12 protein-coding genes are annotated in these 12713 nt (G+C 56.0%); 7 read left to right on the forward strand and 5 right to left on the reverse strand.

Annotation, left to right across the window (positions count from 1 at the left end):
- Positions 1-79: 79 nt before the first annotated feature.
- Together rhaA and rhaB are read right to left on the reverse strand one after the other, a co-directional pair.
- Positions 80-1339, reverse strand: coding sequence for an L-rhamnose isomerase (gene rhaA, locus BJP35_RS07005; RefSeq protein WP_020883965.1), 1260 nt, complete (start codon positions 1337-1339; stop codon positions 80-82).
- Positions 1336-2805, reverse strand: a complete 1470-nt coding sequence (gene rhaB / locus BJP35_RS07010; protein ID WP_047742308.1) for a rhamnulokinase — start codon at positions 2803-2805, stop codon at positions 1336-1338. Before rhaB ends, rhaA begins: the two co-directional genes overlap by 4 nt.
- A 301-nt stretch (positions 2806-3106) precedes the next feature.
- Between rhaB and rhaS the strand changes: the two genes are divergently transcribed.
- Positions 3107-3943, forward strand: coding sequence for an HTH-type transcriptional activator RhaS (gene rhaS / locus BJP35_RS07015; RefSeq protein WP_047742306.1), 837 nt, complete (start codon positions 3107-3109; stop codon positions 3941-3943).
- A gap of 73 nt (positions 3944-4016) precedes the next feature.
- Complete coding sequence (gene rhaR, locus BJP35_RS07020; protein ID WP_014172216.1) at positions 4017-4865, forward strand: HTH-type transcriptional activator RhaR; 849 nt, start codon at positions 4017-4019, stop codon at positions 4863-4865.
- On the opposite strand, the gene rhaT is transcribed toward rhaR, so the two are convergent.
- Positions 4866-5900, reverse strand: coding sequence for an L-rhamnose/proton symporter RhaT (gene rhaT / locus BJP35_RS07025; protein WP_014172215.1), 1035 nt, complete (start codon positions 5898-5900; stop codon positions 4866-4868).
- A 289-nt stretch (positions 5901-6189) separates the two neighbouring features.
- Here rhaT and sodA point away from each other — a divergent pair, with 289 nt between their 5' ends.
- Together sodA and yiiM are read left to right on the forward strand one after the other, a co-directional pair.
- Entirely contained in the window at positions 6190-6810 is a 621-nt protein-coding gene (sodA, locus tag BJP35_RS07030) for a superoxide dismutase [Mn] (RefSeq protein ID WP_014833772.1), read from the forward strand.
- 70 nt (positions 6811-6880) lie between these two features.
- On the forward strand, positions 6881-7555 hold the full coding sequence (yiiM, locus tag BJP35_RS07035; RefSeq protein ID WP_032679245.1) for a 6-hydroxyaminopurine reductase: 675 nt from the start codon (positions 6881-6883) through the stop codon (positions 7553-7555).
- A 54-nt stretch (positions 7556-7609) separates the two neighbouring features.
- Here the strand turns inward: yiiM and cpxA are convergent, their stop codons facing one another.
- Positions 7610-8983 carry an envelope stress sensor histidine kinase CpxA gene (gene cpxA, locus BJP35_RS07040; protein WP_010436910.1) on the reverse strand — a complete coding sequence of 458 codons (1374 nt, stop codon included), beginning with the start codon at positions 8981-8983 and terminating at the stop codon, positions 7610-7612.
- Positions 8980-9678, reverse strand: coding sequence for an envelope stress response regulator transcription factor CpxR (cpxR, locus tag BJP35_RS07045; RefSeq protein WP_014172213.1), 699 nt, complete (start codon positions 9676-9678; stop codon positions 8980-8982). The genes cpxA and cpxR overlap by 4 nt, the downstream gene beginning before the upstream one ends.
- Before the next feature lie 150 nt (positions 9679-9828).
- Between cpxR and cpxP the strand changes: the two genes are divergently transcribed.
- The 3 genes from cpxP to pfkA all read left to right on the forward strand — a co-directional run bounded on the left by cpxP (position 9829) and on the right by pfkA (position 12518).
- Positions 9829-10335 carry a cell-envelope stress modulator CpxP gene (gene cpxP, locus BJP35_RS07050; RefSeq protein WP_020883960.1) on the forward strand — a complete coding sequence of 169 codons (507 nt, stop codon included), beginning with the start codon at positions 9829-9831 and terminating at the stop codon, positions 10333-10335.
- Between the two features lie 153 nt (positions 10336-10488).
- Positions 10489-11382: a CDF family cation-efflux transporter FieF gene (fieF, locus tag BJP35_RS07055; protein ID WP_020883958.1), complete on the forward strand. Its 894-nt coding sequence runs from the start codon at positions 10489-10491 to the stop codon at positions 11380-11382.
- Between the two features lie 173 nt (positions 11383-11555).
- Positions 11556-12518, forward strand: a complete 963-nt coding sequence (gene pfkA / locus BJP35_RS07060; RefSeq protein ID WP_014172210.1) for a 6-phosphofructokinase — start codon at positions 11556-11558, stop codon at positions 12516-12518.
- The last annotated feature ends 195 nt before the right edge of the window (positions 12519-12713 follow it).

Below are 12713 nucleotides of genomic sequence, written 5' to 3' on the forward strand. Positions count from 1 at the left end.
GTTTCCCTCACCCCGGCCCTCTCCCACAGGGAGAGGGGGTAAAAGTGGTCTCTTCCACAGGAAGAGGGTGAGGGCATATTTATCCGCGCTGACTCAGCACGTCTTTCTCATACATCCGCACGTTATCCAGCCACTGACTGCCCGCTGGGGTGTCGTTACGCTGGCAGTACATCTCCCACACCGCCTGCCACGGCAGGGTTTTCTGCTCTTCCAGCAGCACCAGGCGCGCGGTGTAATCGCCGTTCTCTTCCAGCTGCTTCAGGGCGCTGGTGGGCTCCAGCAGCGCACGCAGCAGGGCTTTTTTCATGTTGCGGGTGCCAATCACCCATGCCGCGATGCGGTTGATGGAGGCATCAAAGAAGTCGAGGCCAATGTGCACGCGGTCAAACAGGTCGTGGCGAATGATTTCGCTGGCAATGGCCTGGGTTTCGTCATCCAGCAGCACCACGTGGTCGCTGTCCCAGCGTACGGGACGGCTCACGTGCAGCAGCAGGCGGGGTACGTAGAGCATGGCGGCGGAGATTTTGTCGGAGATCACCTCCGTCGGGTGGAAGTGGCCGGCATCCAGGCACAGCGCGGTCTGGCGGCTGGTGGCGTAACCCATGTAAAACTCGTTCGAGCCCACGGTGTAGCTCTCCGCACCAATACCGAACAGCTTGCTCTCTACGGCGTCGATGTGGTGCGCCGGGTTCAGTTTTTCGCTGATGGCTTCATCCAGCGCCGCCAGCAGGCGCTGACGCGGGGCCAGACGGTCAACGGTGATGTCTTTCATGCCGTCCGGGATCCAGATGTTCATCACCGACGGCGTGCCGAGCTGCTCGCCAAAGTACGCGGAGACGCGGCGGCTGGCTTTTACGTGGTCAATCCAGAACTGGCGGATGTCGTCGTTCGCGTGGGCAAGGGTAAAACCGTCGGCGCTCAGCGGGTGTGAGAAGCAGGATGGGTTGAAATCCAGGCCCAGCTGGTTGGCTTTCGCCCACGCCACCCAGTTTTTAAAGTGCGCAGGTTTGATCTCGTTACGCGCGACCGGCGTGTCAGATTCCAGATAGATAGCATGCAGGTTCAGCCGCTTAGGCCCCGGGATCAGGCTCAGCGCCAGCTCCAGGTCGGCGCGCAGCTCGGTGGCGTTACGCGCTTTGCCCGGATAGTTGCCGGTGGCCTGAATGCCCCCCGTCAGCGAGCCGCCCGGGTTTTCAAAACCGGCAACGTCGTCGCCCTGCCAGCAGTGCATGGAGACCGGCAGACGATCGAGCTGGCGCAGCGCCTCATCGACATCCACGCCGACGGCGGCGTAACGCTGTTTAGCCAGGTCCCAGGCTTGTTCAAGTTGAGTGGTCATGCGCAAAGCTCCTTAGTCAGTCGGTTTTGCTGAAACTGCGCCCGATAGCGGGCAATTTCATGGCAGGGATTGGGGATGAACGTGGTCAGCGTGGCGTTCGCCGAGACCACCGTGCGGAAATCGTCCACGCTGGCAAGTTCGTCCAGGGTCATGAGCTGAATGCCAATATTGCCGAGCGTCGACGCTTCAATCGGGCCCGCCACCACAGTGATCCCGCAGGCATCGGCGCAGAGCTGGTTCAGAAGCTGGTTCTGGCAGCCGCCGCCGACAATATGCAGCTGAGTGAACGGCCGGCCACGAAGGTCGGCCAGCTCGCTCAGGATCTCGGCATACAGCAGGGCGAGGCTGTCGAAAATACAGCGTGCCAGTTCTGCCGGTTTCGATGGCACGGGCTGCCCGGCGTCGACGCAGGCGGCCTGGATTTCGGCGCTCATGTCCGCCGGGTTGATAAAGCGGTCATCATTGGGATTGATCAGGAAACTGCAGGCTTTCAGTCTTTCGGTGTCGGCAATAAGCGCGGGCAGGTCGGTAATGTTCTGCTCTTTAAGCACGCGCTGGAGCAGCCACAGACCCATGATGTTCTTCAGCACGCGGTAGCGCCCCTCGGCACCGCCTTCGTTGGTGATGTTCGCGGCCAGCGCGGCATCGCTGGTGTAGGGAGTTTTGCTCTCAAAGCCCATCAGCGACCAGGTCCCGGAAGAGAGGTAGGCCGCGTCGTTACCGGCAAGCGGTGACGCAATGACGGCGCTGGCGGTATCGTGACTCGCAACCGCCACCACCGGGATCGCATTACCCTGCGGGCACATCCATTGACCGATCACATTGCCAGGATGCGTCGGCGTGCCGAACCAGGAGGGGGAAGCCCCGGTCCAGGCCAGCAGGTGTTCATCCCAGTTATCGGAGTTGATGTTCACCAGTTGCGTGGTGGTGGCGTTGGTGTATTCCCAGTTCATGTTGCCGGTCAGGCGGTAGCTGAAGTAGTCCGGGATCAGCAGTGCATGCGCCACGCGGGGAACCAGCGCCGGCTGCTGTTCGACCAGCGCGCGCAGTTGATAGAGCGTATTGAATGGCAGGAACTGAATGCCGCTGCGGCCATAAATATTTTCTTTGCCAAGCCGGGCAATCGCACGCGCCATCAGGCCGTCGGTGCGGCTGTCGCGATAGGCTATCGGCAAACCAACGCGTTTACCGTTGCTGTCCAGCAGTACGTAATCGACGCCCCAGGTATCGATGCCGATACTGTCGATACGGATCCCCGCATCGCAGACCTTCTGCAGTCCGGTACGGATCGCTGCCTCAAGGCTGTCGATATCCCACACCTCACAGCCGTCCTGCTTTTGCAGGCAGTTAACAAAGCGGTGCATCTCGCGAAGCGAAAGCGTCTGCCGCTTGCCGTCATAAGTGGCCAGCATTACACGGCCGCTGGATGCGCCTAGATCGACAGCCACGCAATGGCGAAAAGTCATGGTTGTGTCCTTCTTAAAGTCATTAGCGGTGAGTGTAAAAAAAGGAACCCATGACCACCTTCTCGCCAGTGACAGCGGTTTTCCGGGGCTGGCAAGAAAGCAAAGGTGAACGTGAGGGAGTTCACAGTTTCCAGGCGTGACGGGGTTTGCAGGCAGTGTGACGCTTACCGCATTTCCTGATCTTTCAGCCTGTTTCTTGAAAAACGGACAGTTTTTGCGAGGTTTACGGTCGAAAATTTAAGGTGAGGGGGCGGGGCCTTAATTACTATTTTGAGAACATTTCTCATTGGTGGGGGCCGTTATGACCGTACTGCACAGCGTGGATTTTTTTCCTTCGGGTGGGTCGTCTGTCGCGATTGAACCGCGACTCCCTCAGGTGGCGTTTCCTGAGCATCATCATGATTTTCACGAAATAGTGATTGTTGAACACGGAACGGGGATCCATGTGTTTAACGGCCAGCCGTATACCATCAGTGGTGGGACGGTCTGCTTTGTGCGCGATCATGACCGGCACTTATATGAACATACCGACAACCTGTGCCTGACTAACGTGCTCTACCGTTCGCCCGATGCGTTCCAGTTCCTGTCCGGGCTGAACCATCTCCTGCCGCAGGAGAAGGACGGCATCTATCCTTCACACTGGCGGGTGAATCAGTCCACGCTGCAGCAGGTGCACCAGCTGGTGAGCCAGATGGAACAGTGTGACGAGGGACAGGAGACCCACGTCATCGCCACGCGTGAGCTGCTGTTTATGCAGCTGCTGGTGCTGCTGCGGCGCAGTAGCATGGTGGCCGGGCTGGGGAATAACGATGCGCGTTTGACTCAACTGATGGCCTGGCTGGAGGACCATTTCGCCGAGGATGTCTGCTGGGAAACGCTGGCGGATGATTTTTCGCTGTCGCTCCGGACCTTGCATCGTCAGCTGAAGCAGCAAACCGGGCTGACGCCCCAGCGCTATCTGAACCGTCTGCGCCTGATTAAAGCGCGTCATCTGCTGCGTCATACCGATGAGAGCGTCACGGATATCGCCTATCGTTGCGGTTTCGGCGACAGTAACCACTTTTCGACCCTGTTTCGCCGGGAATTTAGCTGGTCACCGCGCGATATTCGCCAGGGAAAGGACGCGTCACTGCAGTAACGCGAGGGTTGTCACCGTTTCCCGTGGGCAAAAACGCTAATAATGTCAGGTTATTTGCTGTCGAGGTGGTGTCGTGGTTGCTCAGCTAATGCTTCGCAAAGTGGATTTTTTTGCCTCCGCCGGCCAGGCCGTCGCGGTGGCGGATCGCTATCCGCAAAACGTCTTTGCCGAGCACACTCATGAGTTCTGCGAGCTGGTGCTGGTGTGGCGGGGCAATGGCTTGCATATCCTCAACGACCGGCCCTACCGCATTACGCGTGGGGATCTGTTTTACATCCGTGCTGAAGACAAACACGCCTACGCTTCGGTCAACGACCTGGTCCTGCAGAACGTGATTTACTGCCCCGACAGGCTGAAACTCAACGTCGACTGGGCGGCTTACATTCCGGGTTTTAATGATACGAAGTGCGCGGCGCACTGGCGACTGAGCAGTAACGGCATGACGCAGGTGCGACAGGTGATTTCTCAGCTGGAGCAGGAGAGCCAGAAAAGCGATCCTGAGGCTCACCAGATGGCAGAACTGCTTTTCGCCCAGCTGGTCATGACGTTGACGCGCCATCGCTACGCCATTGATAACCCGTCGGCTACCGCGCAGGAAGCCCTGCTTGATAAGCTCATCACCACCCTGGCGGGCAGCCTTAACAAAAGCTTTGTGCTGGAGAAATTCTGCGAGCAGGCGCAGTGCAGCGAGCGCGCGTTGCGCCAGCAATTCCGCACCCAGACCGGGATGACGGTGAACCACTATCTGCGCCAGCTGCGCATCTGCCATGCCCAGTACCTGCTTCAGCATACGGAACTGATGGTCAGCGATGTGGCGATGCGCTGCGGCTTTGAGGACAGTAACTATTTTTCGGTGGTCTTTAACCGCGAGGTGGGGATGACGCCGGTTCAGTGGCGTCATCGCAGTCGTAACGCGGCGTAATCAGTTCGCCATGCCGAGGCCCACAATGTTGGCCGCAATAATGATCACCACGCACCCCAGACTCAGCACGCCCACCGGGCGACGCCCGGCGTTGTTCCACTCTTTCAGAAGCAGACCCACCAGCCCACCGCACAGCACGTAGAAGCTCATGTGCAGCATCCAGCTCATATAGTCATACTGCGCCGGAATACTGGCGTGACCCCACGCGTAGAAGAAGAACTGGAGATACCACATCAGCCCGCCGAGCGCCGAGAGCAGCACGTTCCCGATAATCATCTTTTTAGCCAGCGAGAAGTCGGCTTTCAGTGACAAGGTCTTCACGTTTGCCAGACGGAAAAAACAGAAACCGAGGTTAACCACCGCTCCGCCACCCATGATCACCACATAGCTTGGCAGTGCCACGTACAGCGGGTCGACGCCCAGTGCGGCAGCGGCTTCATGCATCGGTTTGGCGGCGTTCATCGCGAATGACATGCCTGCGGAGAAGATCCCGCACATCACCGCCAGCAGCAGGCCTTTCTTCAGGTTGAACTCTTCGGCTCTGATGCCCATTTTGCGCTCTTTCAGCTGCCCTGCGCGGGTGACAATGCCCACGCCAATGACGGCCACCAGCACGCCCAGCAGCGTCATCTGGCCGCCTTTGGTGTTGATCAGCACGTCGACGTTACCGTTGAGGATCGGCGTCATCAGAGTGCCAACAATCAGCGTAATACCAATCGCGATGCCAATGCCCATCGACATGCCGAGGTAGCGCATGGTGAGGCCATAGTTAATGTTACCGACGCCCCACATGGCGCCAAAGAGAAAGACCGGCAGCAGGGTGGAGGCGTTAAAGGAGGAGAAGTAGCCCCAGAAATCCGGGAGCAGCATGGCGCTGATGGTCCAGGGAAGAATTATCCACGAGACCACACCGCCGACGGACCACATGGTTTCCCATGACCACTGTTTGACCTGTTTAAACGGGGCATAGAAACAGGCTGCACTGGCCGCGCCTATCAGATGCCAGAAAATACCCATCGTAATCGCATGATTCATGTTTACATCCTCATCGTTTTTATATGCCGGTGGCTTCCCACCGACTCGATGAGTGTAAAAATTAAGCAGTCGGGTAACCTTCGGAAGGTTGCCGCACTTTGGTTTTGAATGGCAATCAACGCGTTAACCGGGTGAGCAGACTCACAATTTCAGCAATAACCGAAAACCAAATAACCTTATAAAAACTACGGCATTGATAATCATTTTCAATATCATTTAATTAACTATAATGAACCAACTGCTTACGCGGCATTAACAGCTGTGCCGCCCGACAATAATGGAGAGGATTATGAGTTATACACTGCCATCCCTGCCGTATGCCTACGACGCACTGGAACCGCATTTCGACAAGCAGACGATGGAAATCCATCACACTAAACACCACCAGACCTATGTGAACAACGCGAACGCCGCGCTGGAAAGCCTGCCAGAGTTCGCTAGCCTGCCTGTTGAAGAGCTGATCACCAAACTGGACCAGCTGCCAGCTGACAAGAAAACCGTTCTGCGTAACAACGCAGGTGGTCACGCTAACCACAGCCTGTTCTGGAAAGGCCTGAAAACCGGTACCACCCTGCAGGGCGACCTGAAAGCGGCTATCGAGCGCGATTTCGGTTCTGTAGACAACTTCAAAGCGGAATTCGAAAAAGCCGCTGCGACCCGTTTCGGCTCTGGCTGGGCGTGGCTGGTTCTGAAAGGTGACAAACTGGCGGTTGTTTCAACGGCTAACCAGGACTCCCCGCTGATGGGTGAAGCAATCTCTGGCGCATCCGGTTTCCCTATTCTGGGTCTGGACGTGTGGGAACACGCTTACTACCTGAAATTCCAGAACCGTCGCCCGGACTACATCAAAGCCTTCTGGGACGTGGTGAACTGGGACGAAGCAGCAGCGCGTTTCGCCGCGAAAAAATAAGGTTGCATTGACGCCTGTGAGAAGCGAGTCTGATGACTCGCTTTTTTTGTATCTGCAGAAAGGAGCAGCGATGCATTTTCCGGTGAATGTCTTTACAGGCAAGGTAAGGGAGTACGACGGCAGCCGCCCGAGCGCCATCGCCAAAATTCAGGTCGACGGCGAGTTGACGTTAACCGACCTCGGGCTGGTGGGCGATGAGCAGGCCGAAAAGAAAATCCATGGCGGGCCTGACCGCGCGCTGTGCCACTATCCGCGGGAACATTATCAGCACTGGATAACCGAGTTTCCCGAACAGGCGGATATGTTTGTCGCGCCAGCGTTTGGTGAGAATCTCTCAACGGAAGGGCTGACCGAGAAAAACGTCTTTATCGGCGATATCTACCGCTGGGGCGATGCCCTGATTCAGGTGACGCAGCCGCGCTCGCCGTGCTTCAAACTAAACTATCATTTCGGCATCAGTGACATGTCTGCCCGGCTGCAGAGCGCGGGTAAAACGGGCTGGTTATATCGGGTGGTGCTGGCAGGTCAGGTATCGGCAGATGCGCCGCTGGTGCTGGCATCGCGCCTGAGTGATGTCTCGGTATATGACGCCTGCGCGATTGCCTGGCATATGCCGTTTGATGACGACCAGTACCATCGGCTTTTGTCCGCTGCGGGGCTGTCCACGAGCTGGACCCGAACGATGCAGAAACGCCGTTTAAGTAGCAAGATCGAAGATAATTCGCGGAGATTGTGGGGGAAATAGTTTCCCTGCAGGAGAGGCAAGCCGGGTCAGCGATACCGCTGCCCGGCTAAACGACTACGAACGTTTATACAACGGCAGCCACAGCGTTAACCGCAACCCACCCAGCGGGCTGTCGTCGGCCTTCACCCAGCCGCGATGCTGCTGCATGGCGGTTTCAACAATCGCCAGACCCAACCCTGTGCCGCCAGATTCACGGTCACGCGCCTCGTCGGTACGGTAGAACGGACGGAAAATCTGTTCGCGGTCTTCCGGGCTTACCCCAGGACCATCGTCATCAACGATGATGGTGATCCCGTCTTTATCCACCGAGAAGGCTACCTCAATCTTCGTGTGCGAATAGCGCAGGGCGTTACGCACGATGTTCTCCAGCGCGCTTTCCAGCGTGTTGGGGTTACCGTACAGCGGCCATGGCCCCGGCGGGAAGTTGACGGTAAAGGATTTCCCCATCTGCTCCGCTTCGAACGCCGCGTTATCCAGCACTTCATGCCACAGGTGGTTGGCTTTCACCGTTTCGCTCACCAGCGCGTTTTTCTGCTGATTGCGCGACATGACCAGCAGGTCGTTAATCATGCTGTCCAGACGATGCGCTTCCGTTTCAATACGTTCCAGCTCTTTGCTCTCACCGCTACGGCGACGCAGCAGCGCGGTGCCGAGCTGTAAGCGCGTGAGCGGCGTGCGCAGCTCGTGCGAGATATCCGACAGCAGGCGTTGCTGTGCCGTCATCATGCGGTCGAGGGCGCTCACCATCTGGTTAAAACTGGTCCCGGCGGCAAGGAACTCCTGTGGACCGGCTTCCAGTTCAGGGTGTTGTCGCAGGTTACCCTGCGCCACTTCGTCCGCCGCGTTTTTCAGCTTACGCGCCGGTTTCGCCAGACTCCACGCCAGCCACAGCAGCAGCGGTGAACTGACCAGCATGGTGACAATCAGCAGCAGAAGCGGGCGGTCAAACAGCAGGTTGATAAAATCGGACTGGGAGTTGCTCGCCGGGCGGATCAGGTAAAGCTGGTAATTATCCTCGCCATCTCTGACGGAGAAGGGGCCCACCATCTCAACCCGACCGTATTTTTTCTTCTGAGGATGGTCGGCGTTATCCGCCTGACCAATGAAGTTACGGATGATCTGCATTTCATTGCGATCGGCGCCAATCACGCGCCCTTCGCTGGTCACCAGCAACAGGCGCTGGCCTGGCGGTGCCCATTTGTCGATAGCGCGAAACAGCCTGCGCCACCACATTAAATCGTTCGGCGGGTCGTTTGCCAGCTCGGCTTCCACGTGCTGCTCGATCATCACGCCCTGACGTTGCTCGCTGTCGAGAAGCTCCGTCATCTGGCGTGAGTCGAGTTTTGGCAACATCAAAACGAGCATTAAAACCAGTGCCAGCGTCAGCCAGAAAATGGCGAAGATGCGGGCTGTTAAGCTTCCTATCATGAAGCGGAAACCATCAGATAACCGCGACCACGCAGGGTTTTAAACCACGGGTGCCCGTCCTTGCGTTCCGGCAGCTTGCGGCGCAGGTTCGAGATATGCATATCGATGGCGCGATCAAACGGGGTGAGGCGTTTGCCAAGCACTTCCTGGCTCAAATGTTCACGCGATACCACCTGGCCGAGGTGCTGGGCCAGCAGATACAGCAGGGTGAACTCGGTGCCAGTCAGTTCCAGCGTTTCACCGTCAAAACTCGCTTCCTGACGGCCCGGATTCAGGCTCAGGGAGTCGACTTCCAGCGTCGGTGAACTGTTGTCGCTGTTCTGCTGCTGTTCGCTCCAGTGAGAGCGACGCAGGATAGCGCGAATACGGGCAACCAGTTCACGGTCGTTAAACGGCTTTGGTAAATAGTCATCCGCGCCCAGCTCAAGGCCAAGTACACGGTCAAGTTCGCTGCCGCGAGCGGTCAGCATAATTACGGGCGTCTGGTGTGTCTGGCGAAGCTCTTTCAACGTATCAATGCCGTTTTTCTTCGGCATCATAACGTCGAGCAAAAGTAAATCGATGCTGTCGTCAAGGAGACTCAGCGCCTGCTCGCCATCATGGGCAACCAGAACGTTGAAACCTTCCATGTCGAGCAACTCCTTTAAAAGGGATGTGAGCTCTCGGTCATCATCAACTAACAGGATTTTATTCATTGTTTAAATACCTCCGAGGCAGAAATTACGACATCAAGGCTATCTAATCCATGACTTTACGTTGTTTTACACCCCCTGACGCATGTTTGCAGCCTGAATCGTAGACTGTCTCTCGTTGAATCGCGACACGAAAGATTTTGGGAGCAAGTGATGCGCAAAGTTACCGCTGCCGTCATGGCCTCAACGCTGGCGTTCAGTACATTAAGCCAGGCCGCTGTAGCTATCCCCGGCGATAACGGGCCCTCAACGGAGGGGGCAACGCAGCACAGCAGCCAAAGCCATATGTTTGATGGCATAAGTTTAACCGAACATCAGCGTCAACAGATGCGAGATCTGATGCAGAGGGCACGACACGACCAGCCCCCTGTTAATGTTAGCGAAATGGAGACAATGCACCGCCTTGTCACCGCAGAAAAATTTGACGAAAGCGCTGTACGCGCTCAGGCCGAAAAAATGGCACAGGAGCAGGTTGCCCGCCAGGTAGAGATGGCGAAGGTCCGCAACCAGATGTTCCACCTGCTAACGCCCGAGCAGCAAGCGGTTTTGAACACAAGACATCAGCAGCGAATGGACCAGTTGCGTGAGGTTGCACGGATGCAGCGAAGCTCAGAAACAACGTTTTTCAGTAGCAATAGCAGTACCCGTAGTAACCAGTAAACCCTGTTTTCCTTGCCATAGACACCATCCCTGTCTTCCCCCACATGATGTGGGGGTTTTTTTTGCCCTTCATTCTGCTTTGTTAACCGTTTATTCATCCTTTGACTCCCCATGCTTCCGTTATACTAGCGGCATGACATGACAGGAGCGTTTATGAATCAATCCTATGGAAGACTGGTAAGTCGGGCAGCGATTGCAGCGACCATCGTGGCTTCAAGCCTGTTAGTGATTAAAATTTTTGCGTGGTGGTATACCGGCTCAGTCAGTATTCTCGCGGCGTTGGTGGACTCGTTGATGGATATTGCCGCCTCGCTGACGAACCTGCTGGTTGTGCGTTACTCGCTGCAACCGGCGGATGAAGAACACACGTTTGGGCACGGGAAAGCCGAATCGCTGGCCGCGCTGGCGCAAAGCATGTTTATTTCCGGCTCCGCGCTGTTTCTGTTTTTAACCGGTATTCAGCATCTCGTCTCGCCGTCACCGATGAACGATCCCGGCGTGGGCGTGGTCGTGACGATTGTGGCACTTATATGCACACTTGTTCTGGTAACGTTCCAGCGCTGGGTTGTTCGCAAAACGCAAAGCCAGGCTGTACGGGCGGATATGCTTCATTATCAATCTGATGTTATGATGAATGGCGCTATTCTTATTGCGCTCGGTCTGGCCTGGTATGGCTGGCATCGGGCCGATGCGTTGTTTGCGTTAGGGATTGGCATCTATATTTTATATAGCGCCTTACGGATGGGGTATGAAGCGGTGCAATCGCTTCTGGACCGCGCCCTCCCGGACTCAGAACGTAATGAAATTTTTTCTATCGTGACCTCCTGGCCTGGTGTCAGAGGTGCACACGATCTTCGAACGCGGCAGTCAGGGCCGACCCGCTTTATTCAGATTCATATTGAAATGGAAGACAACCTGCCACTGGTTCAGGCTCACGTTATTGCTGAGCAGGTCGAGCAGGCGATTTTGCAGCGCTTTCCTGGTTCAGACGTCATTATTCACCAGGATCCCTGCTCGGTTGTACCCGGACATGTTGAGCTTTCGTAATTGGTTGTAAAAAAGTGAGCCAGGCCAGCATTTTGTGTATAAATTACCGCCATTTGGTCTGACCTGAATCAATTCAGCTGGAAGTGATTGATATACTATTTGCAGTATTCGTTGGTCGATAAATTCTTCCGGCAACAGATTTCAATTTTGCATTCCTAAGTTCAGAGGTAGTCATGATTAAGAAAATCGGTGTGTTGACAAGCGGCGGTGATGCGCCGGGCATGAACGCGGCAATTCGTGGGGTTGTCCGTTCAGCGCTGACGGAAGGCCTGGAAGTTTTTGGTATCTATGATGGTTATCTGGGCCTGTATGAAGATCGCATGGTTCAGCTCGACCGTTACAGCGTGTCCGACATGATCAACCGTGGCGGTACCTTCCTCGGTTCTGCGCGCTTCCCGGAATTCCGTGATGAACACGTCCGTGAAGTGGCTATTGAGAACATGAAAAAACGTGGCCTCGACGCACTGGTTGTTATTGGTGGTGACGGCTCGTACATGGGTGCAAAACGTCTGACTGAAATGGGCTTCCCGTGCATCGGGCTGCCGGGTACGATCGACAACGACATCAAAGGCACTGACTACACCATCGGTTATTTCACCGCACTGGGCACCGTTGTTGAAGCGATTGACCGCCTGCGCGACACCTCTTCTTCCCACCAGCGTATCTCCATCGTGGAAGTGATGGGCCGTTACTGTGGTGACCTGACGCTGGCTGCGGCCATCGCCGGCGGTTGTGAGTTCGTGGTGGTTCCGGAAGTGGAATTCAGCCGTGAAGATCTGGTGGCTGAAATCAAAGCGGGTATCGCAAAAGGCAAGAAACACGCCATCGTAGCCATCACCGAGCATATCTGTGACGTTGACGAGCTGGCGAAGTACATCGAAACCGAAACCAAACGTGAAACGCGCGCTACCGTTCTGGGCCACATCCAGCGTGGGGGTTCCCCGGGTCCATACGACCGCATCCTGGCATCACGTATGGGTGCATACGCCATTGAACTGCTGCTGCAGGGTCATGGCGGTCGTTGCGTGGGTATTCAGAACGAAAAACTGGTTCACCATGACATCATCGACGCCATTGAAAACATGAAGCGTCCGTTCAAGGGTGACTGGCTGGACTGCGCAAAAAAACTGTACTGAGCGGTGACTTTCCCCCGGTCGCGCTGAGTTAACCGGGTCTGCAGTCCACGCTCATAAAGACCGGGTAAGGCGATATCGCCGCCCGGTTTTTTTATGCCAGTCCGTTTTTTATTCCTCTATGTTATAGCCAATCTTTTTTTATTCTTTAATCATTGGTTAGCTTTCTGGCACGCTGCAAGCATCAAAACACTACAC

It is taken from the genome of Enterobacter sp. J49, assembly GCF_002148625.1.
In the GTDB taxonomy this organism is placed as follows: Bacteria; Pseudomonadota; Gammaproteobacteria; order Enterobacterales; family Enterobacteriaceae; genus Enterobacter; species Enterobacter ludwigii.